25 protein-coding genes are annotated in these 23,850 nt (G+C 42.4%); 17 read left to right on the top strand and 8 right to left on the bottom strand.

Annotation, left to right across the window (positions count from 1 at the left end; translation table 11 throughout):
* Window positions 1–11 precede the first annotated feature (11 nt).
* Window positions 12–374, bottom strand: coding sequence for a response regulator transcription factor (locus R2Q80_RS20915; RefSeq protein WP_316801480.1), 363 nt, complete (start codon window positions 372–374; stop codon window positions 12–14).
* 177 nt (window positions 375–551) lie between these two features.
* Between R2Q80_RS20915 and R2Q80_RS20920 the strand changes: the two genes are divergently transcribed.
* Window positions 552–3,485, top strand: coding sequence for a GAF domain-containing sensor histidine kinase (locus R2Q80_RS20920; protein WP_316801481.1), 2,934 nt, complete (start codon window positions 552–554; stop codon window positions 3,483–3,485).
* An 81-nt stretch (window positions 3,486–3,566) separates the two neighbouring features.
* Here the strand turns inward: R2Q80_RS20920 and R2Q80_RS20925 are convergent, their stop codons facing one another.
* Window positions 3,567–3,956, bottom strand: a complete 390-nt coding sequence (locus tag R2Q80_RS20925) for a glyoxalase (protein WP_316801482.1) — start codon at window positions 3,954–3,956, stop codon at window positions 3,567–3,569.
* A 71-nt stretch (window positions 3,957–4,027) separates the two neighbouring features.
* On the bottom strand, window positions 4,028–4,597 hold the full coding sequence (locus tag R2Q80_RS20930) for a Crp/Fnr family transcriptional regulator (RefSeq protein ID WP_316801483.1): 570 nt from the start codon (window positions 4,595–4,597) through the stop codon (window positions 4,028–4,030).
* A 513-nt stretch (window positions 4,598–5,110) separates the two neighbouring features.
* Here R2Q80_RS20930 and R2Q80_RS20935 point away from each other — a divergent pair.
* Together R2Q80_RS20935 and R2Q80_RS20940 are read left to right on the top strand one after the other, a co-directional pair.
* Entirely contained in the window at window positions 5,111–6,499 is a 1,389-nt protein-coding gene (locus R2Q80_RS20935) for a DASH family cryptochrome (protein WP_316801484.1), read from the top strand.
* A 128-nt stretch (window positions 6,500–6,627) separates the two neighbouring features.
* Entirely contained in the window at window positions 6,628–7,944 is a 1,317-nt protein-coding gene (locus tag R2Q80_RS20940; protein ID WP_316801485.1) for a Fic family protein, read from the top strand.
* A 401-nt stretch (window positions 7,945–8,345) separates the two neighbouring features.
* Here R2Q80_RS20940 and R2Q80_RS20945 read toward each other — a convergent pair whose 3' ends face one another.
* Window positions 8,346–8,870, bottom strand: coding sequence for a hypothetical protein (locus tag R2Q80_RS20945; protein ID WP_316801486.1), 525 nt, complete (start codon window positions 8,868–8,870; stop codon window positions 8,346–8,348).
* A 181-nt stretch (window positions 8,871–9,051) separates the two neighbouring features.
* On the opposite strand from R2Q80_RS20945, the gene R2Q80_RS20950 reads away from it, so the two are divergent.
* Window positions 9,052–10,494, top strand: a complete 1,443-nt coding sequence (locus R2Q80_RS20950) for a S41 family peptidase (RefSeq protein ID WP_316801487.1) — start codon at window positions 9,052–9,054, stop codon at window positions 10,492–10,494.
* Between the two features lie 108 nt (window positions 10,495–10,602).
* Complete coding sequence (locus tag R2Q80_RS20955) at window positions 10,603–11,076, top strand: hypothetical protein (protein WP_316801488.1); 474 nt, start codon at window positions 10,603–10,605, stop codon at window positions 11,074–11,076.
* Between the two features lie 134 nt (window positions 11,077–11,210).
* Here R2Q80_RS20955 and R2Q80_RS20960 read toward each other — a convergent pair whose 3' ends face one another.
* On the bottom strand, window positions 11,211–11,822 hold the full coding sequence (locus R2Q80_RS20960) for a GIN domain-containing protein (protein WP_316801489.1): 612 nt from the start codon (window positions 11,820–11,822) through the stop codon (window positions 11,211–11,213).
* 227 nt (window positions 11,823–12,049) lie between these two features.
* Here R2Q80_RS20960 and R2Q80_RS20965 point away from each other — a divergent pair, with 227 nt between their 5' ends.
* Entirely contained in the window at window positions 12,050–12,235 is a 186-nt protein-coding gene (locus R2Q80_RS20965) for a hypothetical protein (protein ID WP_316801490.1), read from the top strand.
* A gap of 43 nt (window positions 12,236–12,278) precedes the next feature.
* Window positions 12,279–12,833, top strand: a complete 555-nt coding sequence (locus R2Q80_RS20970) for a hypothetical protein (protein ID WP_316801491.1) — start codon at window positions 12,279–12,281, stop codon at window positions 12,831–12,833.
* A 103-nt stretch (window positions 12,834–12,936) separates the two neighbouring features.
* Here R2Q80_RS20970 and R2Q80_RS20975 read toward each other — a convergent pair whose 3' ends face one another.
* Entirely contained in the window at window positions 12,937–13,548 is a 612-nt protein-coding gene (locus R2Q80_RS20975) for a GIN domain-containing protein (protein WP_316801492.1), read from the bottom strand.
* Between the two features lie 255 nt (window positions 13,549–13,803).
* On the opposite strand from R2Q80_RS20975, the gene R2Q80_RS20980 reads away from it, so the two are divergent.
* The 5 genes from R2Q80_RS20980 (at window position 13,804) to R2Q80_RS21000 (ending at window position 17,739) form a co-directional block, all read left to right on the top strand.
* Window positions 13,804–15,222 (top strand): serine hydrolase domain-containing protein, encoded by a 1,419-nt coding sequence (locus R2Q80_RS20980; protein ID WP_316801493.1) that lies wholly within the window; start codon window positions 13,804–13,806, stop codon window positions 15,220–15,222.
* A 50-nt stretch (window positions 15,223–15,272) separates the two neighbouring features.
* A complete protein-coding gene (locus R2Q80_RS20985; protein ID WP_316801494.1) occupies window positions 15,273–16,499 on the top strand; it encodes a hypothetical protein in 1,227 nt (408 codons plus the stop codon).
* Between the two features lie 162 nt (window positions 16,500–16,661).
* A complete protein-coding gene (locus R2Q80_RS20990) occupies window positions 16,662–16,925 on the top strand; it encodes a type II toxin-antitoxin system HicA family toxin (RefSeq protein ID WP_316801495.1) in 264 nt (87 codons plus the stop codon).
* Between the two features lies 1 nt (window position 16,926).
* Window positions 16,927–17,307 carry a type II toxin-antitoxin system HicB family antitoxin gene (locus R2Q80_RS20995; RefSeq protein ID WP_316801496.1) on the top strand — a complete coding sequence of 127 codons (381 nt, stop codon included), beginning with the start codon at window positions 16,927–16,929 and terminating at the stop codon, window positions 17,305–17,307.
* Window positions 17,308–17,412: 105 nt separating this feature from the next.
* The gene (locus R2Q80_RS21000) at window positions 17,413–17,739 is read left to right on the top strand and encodes a hypothetical protein (RefSeq protein WP_316801497.1); all 327 of its coding nucleotides are present in this window, start codon (window positions 17,413–17,415) and stop codon (window positions 17,737–17,739) included.
* An 822-nt stretch (window positions 17,740–18,561) separates the two neighbouring features.
* On the opposite strand, the gene R2Q80_RS21005 is transcribed toward R2Q80_RS21000, so the two are convergent.
* Entirely contained in the window at window positions 18,562–19,095 is a 534-nt protein-coding gene (locus tag R2Q80_RS21005) for a hypothetical protein (RefSeq protein WP_316801498.1), read from the bottom strand.
* Window positions 19,096–19,397: 302 nt separating this feature from the next.
* Between R2Q80_RS21005 and R2Q80_RS21010 the strand changes: the two genes are divergently transcribed.
* The 5 genes from R2Q80_RS21010 (at window position 19,398) to R2Q80_RS21030 (ending at window position 22,467) form a co-directional block, all read left to right on the top strand.
* Window positions 19,398–20,045, top strand: coding sequence for a DUF6266 family protein (locus R2Q80_RS21010; protein WP_316801499.1), 648 nt, complete (start codon window positions 19,398–19,400; stop codon window positions 20,043–20,045).
* 108 nt (window positions 20,046–20,153) lie between these two features.
* Entirely contained in the window at window positions 20,154–20,528 is a 375-nt protein-coding gene (locus tag R2Q80_RS21015) for a hypothetical protein (RefSeq protein WP_316801500.1), read from the top strand.
* Complete coding sequence (locus R2Q80_RS21020; RefSeq protein ID WP_316801501.1) at window positions 20,447–20,995, top strand: peptidoglycan-binding protein; 549 nt, start codon at window positions 20,447–20,449, stop codon at window positions 20,993–20,995. Before R2Q80_RS21015 ends, R2Q80_RS21020 begins: the two co-directional genes overlap by 82 nt.
* Window positions 20,992–21,432, top strand: coding sequence for a hypothetical protein (locus R2Q80_RS21025; RefSeq protein WP_316801502.1), 441 nt, complete (start codon window positions 20,992–20,994; stop codon window positions 21,430–21,432). Before R2Q80_RS21020 ends, R2Q80_RS21025 begins: the two co-directional genes overlap by 4 nt.
* Window positions 21,433–21,492: 60 nt before the next feature.
* Window positions 21,493–22,467, top strand: coding sequence for an SDR family oxidoreductase (locus tag R2Q80_RS21030; RefSeq protein WP_316801503.1), 975 nt, complete (start codon window positions 21,493–21,495; stop codon window positions 22,465–22,467).
* Window positions 22,468–22,565: 98 nt separating this feature from the next.
* Here R2Q80_RS21030 and R2Q80_RS21035 read toward each other — a convergent pair whose 3' ends face one another.
* Window positions 22,566–23,846: a PepSY-associated TM helix domain-containing protein gene (locus tag R2Q80_RS21035; protein WP_316801504.1), complete on the bottom strand. Its 1,281-nt coding sequence runs from the start codon at window positions 23,844–23,846 to the stop codon at window positions 22,566–22,568.
* Between the last annotated feature and the right edge of the window lie 4 nt (window positions 23,847–23,850).

The raw sequence follows: 23,850 nt of genomic DNA on the forward strand, positions 1-23,850 counted from the left end.
TAATAAAAGTATTAGTCTGTTAATAAAGAAGCTATCTTTTCAGTAAGTTCATTGATGTCAAAGGGCTTGGCAATGAAATGCTGAGCCCGTGGCCAACCCGATACCTCTGAACGGTTGGTATGTGCGCTCATGATCAGCACCGGACTTGCAGCCGTGTTACTGTTATTTGAAAGCGCTTCACGCACATCAAGGCCATTGCCGTCTGGAAGCATAATATCCAGCAGGTAAAGGTCTGCCGGCGGCTTGAAGGCAGTGGCGTTAAAAGTGCTGACGCTGGGAAAACAGCTCACCTGGTAGCCTTCGGATTCCAATACCATCTCTACAATGTCGCTAATGCCCTGGTCATCTTCCAAAACGTATATAATTTTTCCCATGTCTAAAAACCGTATTTATGAAATTATCCAGTTGCTTTGTTCATTTAAAGCCAGGCTGCCTGATAAAAGTAAATATAAAATTACCTTGACGCAAGTTCAGATTTAAAAAATTTGTAGAATATCCATGCCGGTAATTTTGATTTTTTTACCTTTAAAGCAAAAACAAATTGTAGAAGAATGGTTGATCAAAGCTTGTCAAAGGCACAATTTTTATCGGGTGGAGGAGAAATGGGGGAATTGATTAGGTCTATGGACTGGAGCAATAACCCGCTGGGGCCGGTTGAGAACTGGCCACAAAGCTTGCGCACTTCGGTCAGCCTTTGCCTTTCCTCTACATTTCCCATATTAATTGCCTGGGGGCCTGAAACCATTCAGATCTACAATGATGCTTATAAGCCTATTTGCGGTGCCATGCATCCCCAATCGATGGGCATGAATTTCCGCATTTGCTGGGAATCTGCCCTTGAGGTTGTGGGCGACAAGTTTACCCGGGGCCAGCAGGGAGAGGGAACTTATATTAAGGATCAACAAATGTTTTTGTTTCGTTATGGCTATCTGGAAGAAGCCTTCATGACCTTCTCTTTTGCGCCCATCCGGGATGAATCAGGGGAGGTTGGCGGAATATTCCATCCAATTACCGAAACCACCGATAAAATGCTTAGTGCAAGACGGACACAGGTGTTACGAGATTTGTCTGCTTTGATCGGAAAAGCCAAATCGATTGAAGAAATCGGAGCGCTGACAACTGAACGCCATGAAGATTTTCTGAGCGATCTTCCCTTTTTATTGTTCTACAGTGTTGAACAGATGAACAAAACCGCCAGGCTGGTAAGTGCGGCTGGTACTGCAAATGCACCACAACTTGGAGTATACGAAATTGTTTTGGACGACAATGACCATGCAAGATGGCCATTGTCAGCCAGTGTTACAGAGCCCTTTGTTTTAGAAGATCTAGATGAACGTTTTGGTGATTTTTCCTGTGGACCTTATCCCGAAGCTCCCAATTCTGCTGTGATTCTTCCTGTTTTTATTTCAGGTAATGATAATCCCACTGGTTACCTCATTGCCGGGGTGAGCTCAAGAAGGGCAATGGATGAAGATTATATGGGTTTCTATAGCATGCTTGCCGGAACTTTCTCTACCGCGGTTTCCAATGTTTATGCCTATGAGCAGGAGCAGAAGCGGGCAGAAGCACTGGCGGCTATAGATAGATCCAAGACCGCTTTTTTTAGTAACGTTAGTCACGAATTCAGAACACCACTTACCTTAATGCTCGGTCCGCTTGAAGATCTTCAGCGCCACCAGGTGATGGATGATCCGGAGGTGAGAGAAACGGTAATGGCCACCCATCGCAATGCGATGAGACTTCTGAAACTAGTCAATAATTTGCTGGATTTTAGCCGGGTGGAAGCAGGGCGTGTTCAGGCTGCCTATCAGCCTGTAGATATAGCGGAACTTACCGCTGATCTGGCAAGCAGCTTCCGGTCGATTATTGAAAAAGCAGGCATGCGCCTGGAGGTACAGACTGGTCAGGGGCCCCTTGAAGCCTTTGTTGATAAACAGATGTGGGAAAAGATTGTCTTAAATTTACTATCTAATGCATTCAAATATACCCTCGAAGGCGTCATTACTGTTGCCTTAGAATCTTCTTTTGAGGAGGTTGTCTTAAAAGTTTCTGACACGGGAGTCGGTATACCCCCCCATGAACTCCCTCATATGTTCGAGCGTTTTCATAGGGTCGAGAACTCTGCCGGAAGAACGCATGAAGGCTCGGGGATCGGACTTTCACTGGTGAGTGAACTCATCAGCCTCCATGGAGGTGAAGTAAGTGTAGAAAGTACATTGGGTGAAGGCTCTTTATTTACTGTCCGCATACCGCTCGGACGGGCACACTTACCAGCGGAGTTGGTGCAGGAGCATGACTATCAGGCAAGCCCTGGCGCAATCAGGGAATCTTTCCTGCAGGAAGCCTCCGGACTGCTGGGATCTGAGTATGAGCAAGACCAACAAAAAAATGCTAACTTGAATGCTGATTCAACGTCTGCTGAAATGGCACGTGTCCTGGTCGTTGATGACAATAATGATATGCGGGCCTATCTGCAACGCCTGCTCGGTGCAGAGTTTATCGTACAGGCCTCAATAAACGGGGCAGATGCACTCGTGCAGTTGGATTCCTTTAAACCTGATCTTGTTCTGAGCGACATCATGATGCCCGTTATGGATGGAAAAGAACTATTGGCCAGGATTCGTGAAAAAGAAGAAAAGCACTGGGTACCATTAATCTTCCTTTCGGCCAGGGCCGGAGAAGAAGCCCGGATTGATGGGCTTGAGGCAGGGGCGGATGATTATTTAGTAAAGCCTTTTTCAGCGCAGGAGTTGCTAAGCAAGGTCAGAGCACAGATCAAAATTAACCGCATCAGACTTCACAATGAACAGCGCATGCGGGATTTCGTTGCAGTAGCCACGCATGAGCTAAAAACGCCATTGACCGCGCTATCGGGCTACGCTCAGGTGATCCAGATGAAAGCGCGTAAATCCGGGGATGAGCTAATGGTTAACTCAGCTGAAAGAGCACGCTATCAGGTGTTGAAAATGTCAAGATTGGTTGATGATTTCCTCGACGTCAGTAAGCTTGATGAGGGCATGCTCCATCTCAATCACGAGGATTTTGAAATCAGTGCGCTCATACGTGAAACAATAATGGATGTACAATCTACTTCTCCAACTCATGCACTCAGTTTTCATGGCACCGAACCACTCAACGTTAACGCAGACCGGGAGAAAATTGGCCAGGTATTGACCAATTTGTTAACTAACGCTGTAAAGTATGCGCCTGGTGCACCGAAAATTGAAGTTTTTGCGACTAAAGCGGATGGGCAGGTAAAAGTAGGCGTTCGCGATTATGGTATTGGTATTGCTCCGAGCGACCACAAACATGTCTTCAAACGTTTTTATAGAACAGATTCAGCGAACAAGGGTTTCCGGGGCTTCGGAGTCGGACTTTATTTATGTGCTGAGGTGATTGGCAGACACGGTGGAACGATTGGACTGGAGAGCGAGCCATCTCAAGGTTCACTTTTCTATTTCAGATTGCCTATGCAGCCCTCATAGCACATATCCATAATGTTGGTTTGTATTCACTGAAGATAACACCAGTGCACGTTGCATTACGTGGGTGTATGTATCCTGTAATTATAGATTCTTGTCGAAAAATTCGCCAAAATGCCAGAGTATTCCTGATGGATCATGCAGGAAGCATTCCTTGCCCCAGCTTGCCATCCGAATAGGAACTATCCTAACTTCAGGGTAGTGATCAGTAAGACTTAAGTTTAAAAGTTCTTCCCAGGTCTGGTTAACGTTCTCAACCTCAAGAAATACCATAGTGTTGTCCACCCATTCCTTCACATATGCATTTTGCAGATAAAAACCCACACCCTCCGACTGAAATAAGGAAAGCAACGGACTTAAAACTATTTCGTTAAAGCCCAAAGATTTATAGAAATCCCTCGACCGATCAAAGTCTTTCGCACCAATAAAAGGCCGGATACCGATTAAACTTCTCTGTAATAAACTGTTTATCATATTGTTTTTATTTTCCAGTAAGCAACAAAGCGAAGGTAATGCTCCCAGTCAAATAAAGCACTTGATCCTGATCAAGAAGGGTTCTTATTGGCAACAATTTTTTTTCTTACCCGGCTTATCGTCTCTGGTGTGATTCTCAGATAAGATGCGATCATTTTCAAAGGAAACTTCTGCAGGATTTGAGGTGAATCGTCTAACAGCGTTTGATATTTTTCGAGGGGTGAGAGTGAGCGGTCAAAAAAAAGTGCCCGATGACCCGTTGCGTCCAATAGGCGACCCAACTGAAAAAATGATGCAGAAAGCCCAATAAGTTTATGAATGGAATCCAGGCTTATTTCAAGTAGCTGACTTGTTTCGTAAGCTTTAATACAATTTTCTGAAGGTTTTTGCGCAACGAAACTTTTTTGATCCAGCACCCACTTTCCCGCTGGAGCAAGATCTAATATGATTTCCTCAATTTCATCATCCAACCGATATTGATATACTGCTCCAGAGAGGACATAATAGGCAGATTTTGCCACCTCGCCAATGTTTAAAATCATGTCACCTGGCCCGATATCCCGAATTCGATATTCCTTTTCAAAAAGATCAAAATCATATTCGCTGTATGATCCTGTTTTGTTTAGCGCGTCTGTAATCATGTGTTTGGCAAATATAATAAAATCAATAATTGCTGATTGGGTTGAGGTGTTCGATATCGGTTGCCATTGTATCCATTTTTTCCGTAAAAAGGCAACATATAAGATATCTTTTGTCCTCAACACCTGAATACTCATAAAATAAATCCAAATTAGTTAAATTGTTGATAGCTCGCTCAGGTATCGGTTTAATATTTAAAACAGCTTTATCTTTAAAAGTTAGCTCTGCGTGAGGATTTCACAGATAGTATCCACCTGGTCCCGGTGCAAACTTTGCATCCGGCTTTTGTTCCCGGAGTCTGGGTTTCGTGCACTGATGTGCGATCAGAAATATCAAGATCATTTTTTTTGCGCCTCTTCGGCCAGCGCTGAAAGGACGGGAGGTGTCCTGTTAAGAAAAAACGGACCGCAACATTTCAGCACTTTATGTTGTTTAACCTGAAAGACACACTGAACAATGCCTGTACTAGGACGGAGTGATGGGGAATCAGGCCTTTTTCACCATAGCGGAAACATATGAAAGCAAAAAAACGGGGACTCATCTGGTTTAAAAATGATCTGCGGCTGCACGACAACGAGGCCCTGGTTACCGCGCAACAGGAATGCAGTGAAGTGCTTTGCTGTTACTGCCTGGAAAAGTCAATTTTCGAAAACCATGAGCTGGGTTTCCGTAAAGCAGATCTCAACCGGTTCAGATTTTTGGAGCAATCCGTGACTAACCTTAAGGCCAATCTGAAATCAATCGGCGGACAGTTGGTTATCGGTACCCAATCCGCGCTGGTTACCATTCCCGAACTGGTCCACAAATTTCAGATTACTGATATCTATGCAGAGGAAGAATATGCCAGCTATGAACTAAACATAGTCAGGGAATTACAGCAGAAACTCCCTGAAACGGAGTTCCATTTCTTTTGGGGAAAGACGCTTTACCATAAGGACGACATTCCCTTTACCATTGACAAGATTCCCCTGACCAGTAAAGCATACCGCATTACGGCAGGCAGGGAATCCGAGCCTAGGAAAACAATGGACATCCCCAAAAAGCTAAACCCGGTCAAAAAAGTCAAGGCTACTAAATTCCCGACTTACAAAGATTACGGCTTTACCCCGAAGGAATACAAAAACGCCAAGCCCTTTGTTAAAGGCGGCGAAGATGCCGCGCTCGAACGGCTTGAATACTATACCTTCAAATCCGAAGAGCTCACCCGTTACCGCTGGAGCCGCAACCAGTCCGAAGGCATGGATTACAGTTCCAAGTTTTCGCCATACCTGGCCCTGGGCTGTATATCACCAAGGGAAATCTTTGAAAAGGTGCAGGCCTATGAGCAGGAGATCAAAAAAAACCAGAGTACCTGGTGGCTGATCTTTGAACTCGTTTGGCGGGACTACTTCACCTTCAAGTCCATGCGCTTTGGGGATCAGATCTTTAAGACCAAAGGCTACAAAAACAGGCATTACCAGTGGGAGAGCGATCCCGCGAAATTCCGGAAATGGTGCGGAGGCAAGACCGGGATCCCTTTCATTGATGCCCACATGCGCCAGTTGAACCAGACCGGTTTCATGAGCAACAGGGGCAGGGTCAACTGCGCGAGTTACTTCGTCCATGATCTTAAAATCGACTGGACCTGGGGCGCAGCTTATTTCGAATCGAAGCTTATCGACTACGACGTGAGTTCGAACTGGATGAACTGGCACATGCAGGCCTTTGAAATCTGGTATACGAACCCGGTTAACCAGTCCAATAAGTATAAAGCGCAGGATTTTATACGCCACTGGATCCCGGAACTTAAATCAGCCAACAATATGGAGGTACTTATTCCCTGGGAATACAGATTCAAGGGCTATCCGGAACCAATCGAAATTTATCCCAAATGGAACAGGGCCATTAACCTGATCAAAAAATAAAAGTATAGCAGCAGAAAAAATGCGTTCGGATGGAGGGATTATTTCCTAATTTGTGATAAATTAGGAAATATTTGGAGATAGTGTTATACTTGTATGATTTCCAAATCCACCATAAATTAGGATATTTTATGAAAAAACTGGAGAGTGCTCCCTTATGGTATAAAGAACCCTTATACACCGAATCATTGAAACTGAGCAAGTCTGATGAAGTGACGGCCATGATTGACAAGATCAATGACGGCTACCTGTACTGGGATAAAGTGAAACACTACGACGCGGGTATCAGGCCTGATCAATTATGGGCAAGGGTTAAAGCGTCCAGGGTCATCAACGCTAAAAAACTTGCTTTTGGCAGCCACAAGTTCCTTTTCAACCTAACCAATACCATCCAAAAGCAGCTACATGAATTTGACCTGCACATTGGTGGTAACCTTGGTGCGAACAGGATCATCCCCGAAGCAGACAAGAAGCGTTATCTGGTCAGTTCTATTATGGAAGAAGCAATTGCCTCCAGTCAGATCGAGGGCGCGGTCACGACCAGGAAAAAGGCAAAGGAAATGCTCAGGAAAAGCGCCAAGCCCAGGAATACCTCTGAACAGATGATTCTGAACAATTACATTACCATCAATCATATCGTTAAAGAAAAGGATGATCAACTCACCCTCGACAAACTTTTTGAGATCCATAGACTCATCGTTAAGGATACTATGGATGAGGAGCAGGATGAAGGCCGGTTCAGGGACAATAATGACATCAGGATTGTAGACTCAACTGACGGAGAAGTAGTTCATTTTCCTCCCGATCATAGCCTTTTAAAAATCCTGATGGCAGAACTGATCGATTTCTGTAATGATAAACACGATGAGCAGTTCATCCATCCCATCATCAAGGGCTGCATCATCCACTTTATGATAGGCTACATCCATCCATTCGTTGATGGAAATGGCCGGACAGCGAGGGCGCTGTTCTATTGGTATTTGCTAAAAAAGGGTTACTGGCTAACGGTATACCTATCTATTTCCAGACTCATCTACAAAAGCAAGGTGAAGTATGCGAAAGCGTTTTTATACACTGAAACAGACGATAATGATTTAACCTATTTCATTGCCTATAAACTCAACGTGATGCAAATGTCCTTTAAGGAACTCAAGGACTATATTCAGCGAAAGATGGATGAAAAAAGGCAGATGTCTGATTTTCAGAAAATCCGGGGAATTAATGAAAGGCAGGCGACTATACTCAAATGGATTAGCGAGGATCCTGATTCCCTGCTGACGGTCAAGGAACTCGAGAACAGGTTACTGATTTCCAATCAGACGGCAAGGACGGATTTGGAGGGGTTGGTAAAAATGGGGTATCTGGAAGTGATCGAACTGAACAGGAAAATGAAAGGTTTCTGCAAGTCAGAAAATTTTGACCAATTATTAAACAAACACCTGAGTTAAGTAAATCAAAATACCATCAATATTTCCTAATTTATTATAAATTAGGAAATGTTTGGAAGTCGGTTCATCATCGAAAGCTCTGGAGCATAATTTAAAAGCTTGGATCATAACAAAAGCTGCCCTTTATAGGAGCAGCTTCGATTGATCAGGTAAATACTTATCTATTTGGCCAGAACCATTGCATTTTGTTGTGCTTCCATAATAGCTTCAGAAGCAAATGATTCAGATTTAAGACTTGGCGATGACGGAGTTTAGTTGATGTTTTAAGAGGTTTAGCGGCGAGAGTTACCGTTGCTAATGACGTAAATACTGCTGCTGTAAACCTTTTATCTTTTAAATTTTGGTTGTTTTTTAAGTTAGGCTTATGAGCTATAGCAGACCGATCAGTCATCTCCTTTAAATTATTTTATTGATAGTATTTTGATCCCTATTACCTTAACGATCTCCTCTTTTTCAGTTTGGCTTAACACTGTCAGCGTCGTTAAATCAATTTTTTTAGATCTCGTGATAATGACAATCTCGTCGCCCAGAAGTTTATTTTCAACTAGTCTGATGTCCGTGATTTCTTTAAACGGGATGAAGTTTAGTCCAAGGGTATCCAGGAAAAATATCGCGCCATACTTACTTATTGGCCCAGCTTTATAGTGCAAGCCCTTCTCGTCAATTTTTGCCCTGATGATCTTTTGCGAATTCCAGATGTAGTAAACCCCTGTGCCAACAAATCCTATTTTACAGGCGAGTAAGATTAAACTGACAATAAAAGCGGAGACGGAATGGAAATCCAGAAGTCCGTACAATAGTGTATCCATTGCAGACCTGTTTCTGTTTCCGATAAAACCGATGGCAGATAGCCCTAATCCAACAAGAATAACAACGGCTCCTGCACATGCGGCTCTCCAATTTGGAAGGTAGTAGCATTTTTGCATGGTTTGGATGGTCACTATGAAAATTCTAAGTATTGTGTTGAAATCTTTAAGTTCAAATGTAATAAATATTATATCACATTTTGGTGAGTTATGATATATTTGCTTTAAATCTATCTCCGCTATGCTTTACATGCATCCAGGAGATTGATCAGAACAAAAATTTACTATCATTCATTTTAAGATGGACAGATCATATTCCACCTATTCAATCCTGCTGATCAAAGCGACATACACACTGATACTGTTGCTGCTAACAACCAGGCTATTTGCAAACGCTGACAGCACGGCCACAGAAAAACGCTTTTCCAAAAAGGAACTTACCCAGGATTTAAGCTACATGATCAGATCCATAGAAAGGGTACATCCTAATATGTATCATAGCCTCAGTAAAAGTGATTACCGCCGTTTGTCGGACAGCGTCGGCAAAGCACTGAAAGAGGGAATGACTGGACGCGAGGCCTGGCCGATACTGGCCAGGATGGTAGGTGCAATCGGAGAGGGGCATAGTGTTTTCAACTATCCCGATAGTGTTGTGGCCCGGTTGAAGCAGGGAGGTAAGGTATTGTTTCCGGTGATGGTACAGGAATATAATGGACGAAACTTTGTGGTCCGCGGTGATGTGTCGGAGGAAGCAGCACTTCAGCCGGGTGATGAAATTACCGCGATCAATAATATCCCGACATCAGAACTGGTCGACCTGCTCAGCGGATATGCAGGAGGGTTAAAGGTCTACCGGTCTGTAGATGTTTGCCGTAACCTGATTACCTACCTCTACCTTTACAATATTCAGGCACCTTACACGATCGATTATATCAGGAAAGGGCAAACCGGCAGGGCAATATTGAATGCGATTAACTGGGACGAGCTGCGGAAAAATGCGAAGACACGCGGAAAGTCTTTTTTGCCAAATCCTGCCGGAGAACCATTCTCCTTTAACTATCCCGATGCCAGGACTGCTTATCTTGGGATAAATTCACTCACAGGAGAACTGCCCGCTTTCAAAAAAATACTGGATTCCTGTTTCAACAACTTAAAGCTGAACCACCGTGAAAAACTGATTATTGATCTGCGCAAAAACGGAGGGGGCAATTCGCAGCTTGGAGAGCTGCTTTTGAGTTACATAACCGACAAATCTTTTCGGATGAGCGGTGGGGTAAAATGGAAAGTGAGCGAAGAATACAAATCACAGCTCGATAAAAATCAGAGTGGTAAGGGTGCTGAAAACATGCCCTATTATTTTAATGCGGTGAACGGAACTATCCTTTCCGACACTGATATTAAAGAAAAAGCGCCTGGGCCAAACCCGCTGCGTTATCAGGGAAAGGTTTTTGTCCTTATCGGTCCGCGCACCTTTTCCAGCGCAAACATGCTTGCCAATGCGATTCAGGATTATAAGCTGGCTACACTGGTGGGCCAGTCTTCGGGTGAGCCGGCAAATGATTATGGCGAACTGGTCTTTTTAACCCTTCCCCATACTGGGTTTTCTTTTTCAACCTCTACCAAGCAATTTATCAGGGCTAACGGCGATGCTAAAGATGGATCTCCGGTTCTGCCACAACTGGAGGTTGCAGACAATCCGCTTACGCCTGTTGATGAGGTGCTGGAATTTTTAAAGAACCGCTAAAATCGGCTGATCGGAGTTTTACAGTAACCTGATGTCGATTGTGTTGGTCTGTGACTTTCTTAGGGGCTAAAATTTTCTTATAAACTGCGGAAAAGCAATTTTTACGACATGCATTACCATAAAACCATATCACACTGTTTTCTTTTTCTGTTTTTGGTTTTCCTGGATTCCGGGCTTTCTGCAAAGCACCCTTTCCAAACCATAGATCTGTTCAGCACCGAATTGAAAGGTACCAAACAGGAGAGAGTTATAGATCTGAGGCGGCTTAGAAACAGGTCTTTTGTGGTGAGTTGTGGTGGTGGATGTGCAATGACTTATACGGCCAGGGATATAAGGCAGAATGCATCATTGTTTTGGGTGAAATTCAGGGTTGATATGTATATCGATGGAGATTTATCAGATACCTATGCTGAGCAATATTCATTTATCTATGATTCTAGTCATTCCATTGTACGTGTTTTAGATATAAAAGATAAAAATGTATTAGAAACTATGACCCCGGGTGCCCGGAAATCATTCCGTGAGTTTGGCATTGATTTGATTAAGGTTTATGGGGTCAGGTCTAACTTTCAAAGAAAATAGTTTCAAGAAGGTTGATTAACGATTACCCTCAGACTTCAATATTTCTGCAGGCTTTGCAGCGTAATTAAAAAGGTTGGATCAATCGAAGCTGCCCCTTATTAGGAGCAGCTTCGATTGATCTGGTGAATACGTTTCTATTTGGCCAGAACCATTGCATTTTGTTGTGCTTCCATAATAGCTTCAGAAGCAAATGATTCTGATTTAAGGCTGGCGAAGTCAGCTAGTTTTACATTTTTCAGGTTGCTGGCAATCATGGTGCTTTGATCAGCTGTACCATTTAATTTCAGCACTGCATCTTCTTTAACAACGGTATACAAACTTCCGGCTGTAGTTTTAATCTTTGCGGTAGCGCTTTGGCTTAAGAATAACTGAAGGTATTTTACATCGAAGTTATTGCTGGTTACCACAACCGACTGGCCATAAGCCTCAATTCTTTCCAGATCTTTTACAGTAATGTTCAACGTCACCTGGCTGGTTTCTAGTGAATTAATGAATAAGGTTTTTCCATCAGTAGATACGGTGGTTTTGGTAGCATCGTAATTGGCTGCGCCGGTTACATCTTGTTTATCGCCTTGCGTTAAAACGATTTTTACATTTCCACTTACCCAGATTCTGTTGAAGGTTGACGATGACGGAGTTTTAGTTTCTGTTTTAACAGATTCGGCGGCGAAAGTGGCCATTGCTGATGAAGTGATTACTACTGCTGTTAATGCTGCTGCAAATAATGATTTTGCTAAGGTTTTCATATCTTTTATATTTTAAATTTTGCTGTTGTGTTGTTATTAAGACGCCACTACCCGGCAAACGTTGCAGGCAAAACCGCTGTATTATACCAGTATGAGGAACCGCTAGACCAACGCCTGTAATTTATAGACCAACGGTTTCAGAAGTGAGGATGTTTAAAGATCTTTATATACCTGAGGTAGGAATTTTGCCGGGAGCAATAACATATTTTAATTAAATTGGCGAACTGATGAAAAATAAGAAAATGCAAAGATTGATCAAGCTCGCTGCCCTCATCGCTTTTACCGCTATGCTTTGGCCGTTAACTTCAATTGCCCATCAACCTGAATTGAAGCCATATAAAATTAGTGGGACAATCAATATCGATACCGGGACCATTCAGATTACTTATGGAGAAGGCAATAAAGGATTATAGCCAAAAGACTTTTTTAATATTCCTCACATCCAAAACAAATAACATGTTTCTATACGCTTCTCAACCAAAAAACAGGATTACTCTAAAATGCTTTGCAACCATAATCCTTTTCTTATCAGTTAGTTTTAGTTGTAAGAAAAAACGAGAACAGGAATTTGATGCAAATGGGCTTCCAAAAGCAACTCAAATTGGAGCGATGATATTTGCGTGTAAAATCAATGGTGAAAATTGGATCTCAAAAAAAAGTCCTAACTCCATTAAAGCAGTTGTTGCAGATAGTGAGCTTTCCATCAATGGAATAAATGATTCAGCATCAGGCTTGATTTATGAAGACCTTACATTAATTATTTCCGGCCCTTCTGTTTCCACAACTCATAAGCTGGACCTTGATCATACCTATGCAAGGCTTACAAGTTATCGTGATTGTTTCAATACAAGTACAAGGTTTGGAATGGCAAAATCGAATAAAGGGGAAGTTGTTTTCACCAAAATTAATAAATCGAGTCGAATCATCTCTGGTACTTTTTGGTGTGATATTCCTACAGATAAATGTGGCGTCATCAAGATAACCGAAGGACGGTTTGATATCTTTTATTAACTTCTAAATCACTGCCGGCTTTGCGGCGTAATTAAAAAAGTTGGATCATAAAAAAAGCTGTCCCTTTATAGGAGCAGCTTCGATTGATCTGGTAAATACGTTTCTATTTGGCCAGAACCATTGCATTTTGTTCTGCTTCCATAATAGCTTCAGAAGCAAATGATTCTGATTTAAGACTGGCGAAGTCGGCTAATTTTACGTTTTTCAGGTTGCTGGCAATCATGGTGCTTTGATCGGCTGTACCGTTTAATTTCAATACCCCATCTTCTTTAACAACGGTATACAAACTTTGGGCTGTAGTTTTTATCCTTGCTGTAGCGCTTTGGCTTAAGAATAACTGAAGGTATTTTACATCGAAGTTATTGCTGGTTACCACAACCGACTGGCCATAAGCCTCAATTCTTTCCAGATCTTTTACAGTGATGTTCAAAGTGACCTGGCTGGTTTCTAGTGAATTAATGAATAAGGTTTTTCCATTAGTAGATACGGTGGTTTTGGTAGCATCGTAATTGGCTGCGCCGGTTACATTTTGTTTATCGCCTTGCGTTAGAACGATCTTTACATTCCCACTTACCCAGATCCTGTTGAAGGTGGAGGATGACGGAGTTTTAGTTTCTGTTTTAACAGGCTCGGCGGCGAAAGTGGCCATTGATGATGAAGTGATTACTACTGCTGTTAATGCTGCTGCGAATAATGATTTTGCGAAGGTTTTCATATCTTTTATATTTTAAATTTTTGCTGTTGTTTTGTTATTAAGACGCCACTACACGGCAAACGTTGCAAGCAAAACCGCTGTATTATACCAGTATGAGTAACCGCTAGACCAACGCCTGTAATTTATATACGAACAGCAGCAGGCGGGAGCGTATCAAAAGATATGTATCGACCGGAGATGGGGATTAAAGAGCGACTGATTGTTAGCGTATTCAAATTTTGTATCTTCACATTTAAATAGAACTATATCAGCTATATGCGCAAGCTCATTTGTATTGGTATTATATGTTTAGCTTATTTTACCTCGACCGCCCAGACATTAAAAGATACCACTGCTATCGTTAATAAAATATTCGAACAATATAGCCCTGAATCACCGGGAGGCGAATTATGTGTATCCAGAAATAATAAAATCATATATTCAAACCAGTGGGGCCTCGCATCCATTAGCAATAAAAATAAAATCACCAGAAATACTTTAATTGAAGCGGGATCTGTATCCAAGCAATTCACTGCTGCAGCTATTCTTCTTTTAGAACAACAAGGCAAGCTGTCAGTAAATGACGATGTACGACGTTACATCCCGGAGCTGCCTGAATATGAGGCTATCATTACCATTGAGAATCTTATTCACCATACCAGTGGAATAAAAGATTGTTGGTCTTTGCTTTCTTTTTCTGACGCACCACGCGGATCTGTAGTGTACGATAATGAGAAAATTTTGAAACTATTATGCCGGCAGAAAACACTCAATCATTCTCCGGGCGAGAACTTTCTGTATAGTAATTCGAATTACATTCTTTTAGCCATAATTGTTGAACGTGTAACTAAAACCACTTTGGCGGCTTTCACTGATCGTTATTTGTTTAAGCCCGCTAATATGCCTCATACCTCATGGAGAACCGATTATTTAAAATCACAGCTCATTTCCGCTACTGCCTATGGCAAAAGAGATGGACAATATTTTATTGACATGCCAAAGGAAAACGTATACGGTAATGGGGGACTTTTAACCACAGCAGCGGATTTGACCAATTGGAATAATTACCTGATGGAGGGAAGATTCGGCCAACCGTCGCTTCTTTGGAAGCTGTTTCATATTCCTCCGCTTACTTCTGGCAAAGCCTACGACTATGCAGCAGGCCTTAGGGTAGGCACTTTTAATGGCCGCATGCGGATCAGTCATGACGGTGCAACCGCCGCCTATCGGTCCTTACTCGAATTTTATCCCAATGAAAAGATATCAATTGCCTGGTTGTCTAATAGATCGGAATTTAATGGAGGAGGGGGAGCTTTGGCCGAACTGAGAAATTTTCTGATTCCGGAAGCTGTTTCTCCAATAGATAAATCAATAACAACTGAAAGTTTGAGTGATAGAACAGAACATGAAAATGTTAATCGAATCCCTGATCTTAGCAATTTTGTTGCCTTGGCAGGGCATTATCATTCAGATGAAATTTCATCAGATTTGATGGTTAAAATAGAAGACAACAAGCTTTTAATGATCAGAAAAAACGATGATACCTTTAAACTTGTTCCAGCTTCAGGGGTGGCATTCAAAATTGCAGATAGCAATGTGTTAGTAGAATTTATTCTCAATAACCAGAATCAGGTTGAGGGTTTCTATTTTCATTCACCGAAAGTTAAAAAGATAGCGTTTAAGAGAGTTCAATAAATTTTTTCTTTCAGAATTATTTTTTTTATCTTAAAGGACAAATTGATTTTATGCGGAAAAAGAAATATCCCCATAAATCATCCCTCGATAGTAAAAAAGAACAGTTTAAAATTTATAAAGCCCGGTTCAGGAATGCGTGTAGCGTGTTTGCTGTGGAGGATCTTTATCACACTATCCCCGAAAAGTATTTGCTTTACTTGTTTGGAAGGCGTTTACCCCTTTTTAAACTGGTTTTTGAAAAGGGTTTAATACCCTCTACACATGAGTTTCTATTACAGGAGTATTTTAAGAGGCTGCTGAGAGAATCTTCGGTAACATTGGGTTCTGGCGTTACGATATCATTGCTGGAGTATTTCAGGGATGGGATACCTTTGTATGCTTACGCAATGGAAGCATCAGGCCTCGGTGACCGTTCAAGGTTTGCGCATATCCTTGAAGCCTTTAATCCCCAGTTCCCTACACTGAGGGATGCTGAGTATAAACTAGTTGATTTTATTAATAGAATTTGCCTGATCAATAGTGAGCTCGGGAAAATAAATTTTGTTTTTGACATGTCATCCACCATGATCATGGGGCCTGAAGATTGCGATAATAAAATTAGGATATCGGGATCGAAACCCATCACACAATGGATAAAATTTCACGGAGAGCATAGGAAGGTGATTCATTTAAGTTGGAGCGACGTTTGCGGAAAGGTGACACTTTTAAATGTTTGTCCTGCCAGATTAGGTTTCCGAACGGAATCTATTGATGAGATACCGGTATATGTACAACCGCATGCCATCAGCAGGTTGAAGGAACGGCTTTCGCTACACGCAGGATTATTAGGATATTTCTTGTATCATGCTTTTTCTATAATCGATCCGCAGTTTAAATTGCAGAATAGGAACTTGTTACCGTTTTACATTAAGGACAAAAAATTAGGCTACCTGGTTGTAGAAATTGAAGCAAGTCAACTGCTTATCGTTACGTTTTTATTCATCACAAATGATGGTACACCCGAAGGCAGGAAACTGGCAGAGCTAACGAGTTTACAGAAACTGGATAAGCAGTATATAGGGATCGACACCCTTTCGGGTTTCAAAAGTTTGAGCATACAACCCGACAGCGACCTGGGGCGATTATTTACCGAAGCGGGTTGTGCCCACCTGCTCGATTTGAGTGATATCAACGCCCTGTTTGATCATGATATTCATGCCAGGGATCCTGAGCTCTTACTGAAGTATTTGGGGCTGGGAGGGTTTAGTAATATAAACCAGGTAAGAGGTGAGGGGTAGAAAATTTGCTTGTTTGTGCGATTCTTATATTACAAATATGTGCAACTGAAAAATAGTTGCAAATTTAAATGTTACTATCTATATTTGCTTGAAGTAAAGCAGACCAGTAACAAATAGTAAGGAGGAATTAATTATGGTTAATATGATTCAAGAAAAACTATTATGGGTCAGTTTGAAAAATTGGAAGAAAGGTTTTTATCCGAGCCAAAGGACTTTACGTGGGAAGAACTAATGAAAGTTCTTAAATATTTTGGATTTACGCCACTTAAGGCCGGAAAGACAGGCGGATCGAGAAGGAAATTCAGCGATGCAGCAAAGCACATCGTTTCCCTTCATAAACCGCATCCCTCAAATATTGTTAAAGGATATGTGATCCGGCAGGTAATTGAACAATTAAAGGCATTGGGCCACTTGAATGATGAATGATATGCTGAATTATAAAAACTATTATGGCGCTGTGCATTATAGTAGTGATGATGAAGTTTTCTTTGGAAAGATACTAGCTATAAACGATCTGGTTACTTTTGAAGGTGATACGGTGAAGGCGCTAAAAACTGCTTTCGAAGAAGCTGTGGACGATTATCTGCAGACCTGCCAGGAGATTGGTAAGTTACCGGATAAGACCTACAAGGGGACCTTTAACGTAAGGTTATCTACCGAACTACACAAACAGTCTGCACTTTTTGCAGCCATGCACAACATTACGCTAAACGATTTTGTGAAAAAAGCACTGGCTTTTGCCCTCTCGCGAAAGGACCCGGCAGAACTTGACCGGCATTTCGGGGAAAACCATTTTCAACACAGTTAACATGAGTTTTCGGACTTGAACGGCGGAGGTTATTTTGCGATAACTTTTGCGCATACTTCTGCCAGTCACCGACATCGTACTCTATTCTCTAAAATAGGAGCTATTATGACTCAGATCGAATATAATTTTACAGCACTGCTTGCCATGTTGCCAACCGAGAATGGTGGTAGAAAAAAGCCTGTTTTCAGTCATTACCGGCCATCATTTTCTTTCAGTTCTAAACAGCATTTTACAGGAGAAATATCTTTTCCGGATCTGGATACAGTCCTGCCCGGCATGACTACTATTGCCAATGTGAAACTTTTGCCTGCTACTAACATCCGTCAAAACCTTAAATCAGGTGATGCCTTTACCATACTCGAAGGTAACAAACTGGTGGGGACAGGGGTTATCCGGCACATCACTTCCGAAAGGCTTCCTAATCCAGACTAAAGCATAAAGTATGTACTATTTATTTTTCTCGTATTGCTTTTTAGCTGTGCAGCAAATAACCATGCTAAAGTTTATTGAGATACAACAAGTGTGAGTTATATATTCCGATAAAAGGTATTATCATGGAAAATTGATCAACACTATAGCACGGCAGCTCGTCTGAATTTGAATAATAATTTGGTCATAACAATGTGCTATAACCAAATTATTTGCGTTATAGATTTATTTCGCGCAAAACAACTAGGTAGATGTTCGATTAATACTTTTTAAATAACGATTAGATACTCTTAATGTAATTAACCAAATAATAGTGAAAGGTATTAGTAAGACTAAAAATTCTGCTCTTAAAAACAGATAGCTTAGTAAATAAACCAGAGGTAAGATAAGTAGGGCTAGCTTAAAATACTTTGTACTAGATACAAATGGCAATAATAAAATACCCATGTGTGATATGATGACCAGACACCATAACATTATCTTCACTATACGCACATGGCCAGCTAAAATCATTTCTGGGAAATCTATCAGTTCAAACTGAAAGATAAAGAACCAATTTCTATTGATCGAAATTCCTGAGAAAAAACTCAGGATGATCATTACAGTTAGTAAGATAATAATTTTTTTCATATAGATTTTAATTACACTCGCCCTTACCTAAAATGCCTAACGGTTGTGATGTATTTGCACCCGGTTTTTCTTTGAGAACCTGAGCAAATGAACTTGGGGTATTTCTGAATAGACCTGTTGAAGAATTTAAAAGCAGACTTGCCAGAAGCTTGGCGAGCATTATGGTTGCTAGTGTATTTTTAAATCTATTCTGAATTATAAACCCTCATAACTTTCCTGGGCATTAGTTATCCAAACGCTGCCATCAATGATGTCAGGCGCTATGGTGTCATAATTATAACGAATTTGTTCTAAACACATTTTTATCTTTGCATCAGTATTACCGACATATCTATTTAATCGCCTGTAATCAATGTCTAAAGGTTTTTCTGTTCTTAAACTGTTTAAAATATGCATATCAACAGCATGCCCCAAACTGGAAGTAAAGTCGATATTATATATTCGGTCATTTACAATGCTACAGTTGATATCTTTCCCAGGCTGAAACACAAACGCCAAATCGAGCAGTCTTCTGGTTACCCACGAAGTAATCGATATGTTTATTCTAAACATATTCAGTTGCCTACTTAGTGTTTCAAATACCGGCTCTATGGCAGTATAGCCTAAATTTGTATAGGTCGGAAAAAACACCTCATCTCTAAAGCTGGGCATAAGGAGTAGTGCCTCTAAATCCTGGGGCGGTAATAATCCATTTTTATTTAGCGTATGTAAGGCTTCTTTCCATTTCATAGAACGGGCTTTTTACAGTGTTAGATATTTTTGGCCTAATATCGATAACATTATCACCTTGAGCAAGTTTATATCCTGACCTCGTATAGTTTTTTCGAACAAAAAAAATAAAAAAAATCTCGTCCTGCGTTACTATAAACGCATTTATCCTCCTATATCACCTGGGGGTACCGTACCCGGGGTACTGCCATACTTTTTCGATTTTCTTTCCCTTTGTCTTGTTGGTGCTGACAAGCCTATACCGGTTAAGCGGCAATCAGTACCATCGAGTTAATCAATTTTTTTATTTAATCCTTAAAACAATGGGACTTATTAAACAGGGAATCCTTGGTGGATTCCGCAAGAAAACAGGAACAGTAGTGGGTGCTTACTGGCGTTCATTAGATGTAATCAGGGGATTGCCCCGCAGTAGCGGTAAGGCGCCTACTCAAAAACAATTGATGCAGCAGGCGAAGTTTGGTTTGGTGACCGGATTTTTAAGCAACTTCAGTGCCTTGATTGATCGTGGTTTTGGTGCTTCAGGTGAGGTGTCTACACCGATGAATGTGGCGGTGGCCTGGCACCTGAAGAATGCAGTTATTGGCGACTATCCGGATTATGAGATCGACCTGAGCATGCTTCGTTTCAGCAATGGTAAACTGGAAATGCCAGCAGAATTTCTGGTAGAGCCGGAAGCAGGCGGTGTGATTAACATTGGATGGTCTCATACGGAGGCCGACGATAAGTACATCGACGGTACGGATAGCTTGAGTGTATTGGTGTATAACACAGTGAAAACTAAATTCATGAGGTTTTCATTGGTAGCACCACGCTCGGCTAAAACCTATAGCCTGCAATTACCAGCAAGCTTTGTGGGAGATGCGGTGCAGATTTATGTGGCCTTTAGCTCTACGATTAAGGCTTATACGAACAGCGATAGTGCCAACATTTCCGAACTGACGGTGGTGTAACCTTCCAATTATTTATTCTGATTACCGCCCGGCCAGTCTGAGAGATGCTAAAAGCAACAAAGGCAGAAGTGCCGGGCGGTATTTTTATTCAACCTTAAATTGTTCATTATGAAAGCTTTATTATTTCAGCTCCGTAAAGGAGATTTATTATTTCGTGTTTTTCTCGTGCTACTGGTTGCATCGGTATTAACAACTGCCTGGCGGGTGTTACCCCTGTTGCTGGACACTGGCGATGCTACCGTAGGACTGGTAGACGCCGGTATATGGCAACTCGCATTTTTCAGTTTGATTTGCTGGTTCTGCCTGTTGATGTTATCACTTGGCTTGTTTACCTTTTTGCGAAAGCAACTCGCATTACCCTCAGTTCATTTTATGGTTTCACAATTCAAAAATTTACAATCATGGCAACAGTTAAGTTTTTATTATGCCTGTTTTGCGCTGCTGTTATTGGCTGGAGTGGGTTGTTTGGTAGCCGTGTTTTAAAATCGGAATTGCGTGTACAGCCCACACGTCAGCTGATCCTTCAGGTTGCTGAGAGTCAGCTGGGAGTTCATGAAGCCACCGGCCACAACGATGGTGAAGTGGTAGAAAGATACCTCCTTTATACGGGCAATACCAAAGGCGATCCCTGGTGTGCTTCATTTGTGAGCTGGGTGTACGGGCAAGCGGGTTGCCAGCAACCCCGAACCGCCTGGAGCCCATCCTTGCTTCCGCTCAGCAAACGCACCAGCAATCCTGAGCCAGCCGATGTATTTGGAGTTTATTTTCCGGGCCTTAGGCGCATCGCTCATTGTGGTATAGTAAAAATGCAACGCGGCTCATGGATCATTACCGTGGAGGGAAACACCAATGTTGCCGGGAGCCGCGAGGGTGATGGGGTGTACAGCAAGTACCGGCATATCCGCACCATCAAATATTTTGCCAGCTGGCTGAAAGGGAACAAGTCATGAAGCATTTATTATTACTGTTGGCAGCCTGCCTGGCGGCCTGCACTACTTTACGGAAAGATGCCGCGAATGCTTCATTAACTGCAAGTAGCAACCTGCAAACCGAACTGACAGCTACGCGGCAATGGACGGTAATGCGTAACGATAGCAGTGATAGCGAATTGCAATGGCGCATTTGGCCGAAAGGTATCGTTTTCTATTCGCCCGATAGTGGTTTTAAAGGAGAGGTAGAAATGATGGAACTTTGGAAAAGGGATAGCAGAAAGGTGGAAACAAAAGCGGCAGGGCTGGCTATGGTAACACAGAAACAACAGGCGCAGCAAAGTGTAAAAGAAAAAAAAGCGGCGGCGAGTAGTGCGAAGGTTAGGGTTACCTGGTGGTACTGGGTAATGGGTGGGCTGGTTTTGGCAGCTTGGCTGTGGTGGAAAGTGGGGAGATAAGCCAATGAAACTTTTTCCCTGTCTCGGTGTTGAATAATCAGTTATTTAACAATCGGAAAGATGGAATTCAACAGCGAAATACTTAAAAATAAAACGGCGGTCATCACGGGCGCTTCGAGCGGGGTAGGACTGGCAACTGCTGAGGCTTTTGCTAAAGCAGGTTGCAATCTGGTTATCGCGGCCAGGGGAGAAGAAGCATTATCAAACGCGGCAAGCCGTTGCTTAAGTTATGGTGTATCGGTAAAGGCTGTGCCCACCGATGTTTCTGATTACGATCAGGTAACCCACCTGGTGAATGAGGCCCTGGCTGTTAACGGTGCAATCGATTTCTGGGTAAATAATGCAGGCGTAATGGCCAGTGGCAAATTTGAGGAAATTCCCATCGAAGTGAGCCATCAGGTGGTAAAAACCAATCTTTTTGGCTACATGAATGGTGCACATGCAGTGCTCCCGGTTTTTAAAAAGCAGGGAAGAGGTGTGCTGATTAACAATGTTTCTATCGGGGGATTTATGCCGGCGCCTTACAGTGCAGCTTATTCAGCAACTAAATTCGGAATTAAAGGGATGATGGAATGCCTGCAGGGGGAGCTGTCTGGCGAGCCTGATATCCATGTATGTAATCTTTATCCGCAACTTCAACGCTCTACAGGCAATATGCATTCGGCAAAATACTCCGGACTCGAATTTAAAGTTCCCCCTACGGCTGCCGATCCGCGTGATACTGCGGAACAATTGCTAAGCCTTGCCATTCACCCCAGAAAAGACAAATTTCCGGATTTCCAGTCATGGGCATTAAAGACCATGCATAGTGTTTTTCCTCGCCTGCTGGTGAACACGGCTTCTGCCGGAATGCGGGTATTGATGAAAATCAAACAAGGCGCGCCTACTTCGGGCAACATCCTTAACCACTCGGATAAACCTTACAAAATTTATGGTGAAACAAGCCTTCCTGTGCCATCACGCAAAACAAAAGTTGCATTGGGCTTAGGGGCATTGGCGCTGATTGGTGTGCTGATATCAACGCGGAAGGATTAGTATTCTTTGACGCTATCGGAGTAAAAAAGCTATCAGCATTAATACGGTAAACAGCATTTATAACAAAGCCCCGGATTTCAGCATCCGGGGCTGTGTATTTATATTTCTACAAGTATTTTTTCTCGTGGATTGGAAGTTACCGTATCAGGTTTCCTGACCAGACTTTTCTCCGGCTGTTTACGCTTTTTCTTAAACTTCCGGCCGTACCATACCAGAAATCCGGTAATGGGTAAACTGGCGCCAATAAGTGAAGCCAGGAAGGCCATCACCTTACCCGGAAATCCCAGGATACTCCCTACATGGATATCATAATTCATCTTTCGCAGTTTCTGCCCGAAGGAGGCCTGCGCATAGGTTACTGAATAGGCATCTTGTCGCTTTAACTCCTTCAGATTATGTTGGTCAAAAGTGTAGCCCTGACTATTATAAAACTGCCCTTTATTGGGGTACACGGTGATGTTGATGGCGGCTTTAGCATCGGACGTATCTGCGAAGCTATAATAAAAACCCATTGATTTAGGGTGGCGCGCAATGACCTGTTCCCAGGCCAGATCCATTGCTTTTTCGGGCGCATAACCTGTTCCTTTTAAGGTAGAATCGGAGCTCAAACGTTTGAATTCGGCCAACTTATCGCCACCTGAAGTAACCCAGTACAAGCCTTCACTATACCATTTAATACCATACACCATCCCGGTAAGGGCAATAGCCGCCAGGAACAACAACGCATAGAAGCCCATTACGTTGTGAAGATCGAGGTTTACCCGTTTAAAAGAGGCTCCCCATTTAATCTTGAAACTCTTATCACGCGTTGATTTATTCCATTTCTTTGGGTACCACCAGATCAGTCCGGTGATAAGTAAAACAACAAAGATTAACGTGCCGTAGTTCACTATGGGACGACCGATTGCGGAAGGCATCCATAGAAAGCGGTGGCCGTTTAAAATGAACCGGAAGAAATCAGATTCACCGGGTTTGTGCTTTTCGGTACTAATTACCTCGCCCGTGTAAGGATTTACTTTGAGGATGGTATTTCCCGTACGACGATCGCCCAGACCGGCATTAGCCGCCCGTAAATTTAAGTTGATGGCCCGGCCTTGCTGGTAATTGGCATAGGAGGGTACCTTTTCCGGATAAAGCTTCGCCGCGATCTGCATTAGCTGAGAGGGTTTAACAACAGGCCGATCTTGCCAGGCTATTTTAGTTTCAGGCTCGAGCAAACCGGTAATTTCTTCGTTAAATACCCAGATGCAACCGGTGAGGCATACAATGAGTACAATGACGCCTGATATTAACCCCAGCCACAAGTGCAGCCAGTTGTTGACGCGCTTAAACAGCGTATCTTTTTGCTTCTTTTTTCCGGGGGGTTGATTCTTCGTCATTGTA

This window comes from Pedobacter frigidisoli (genome assembly GCF_032678525.1).
In the GTDB taxonomy this organism is placed as follows: domain Bacteria; phylum Bacteroidota; class Bacteroidia; order Sphingobacteriales; family Sphingobacteriaceae; genus Pedobacter; species Pedobacter frigidisoli_A.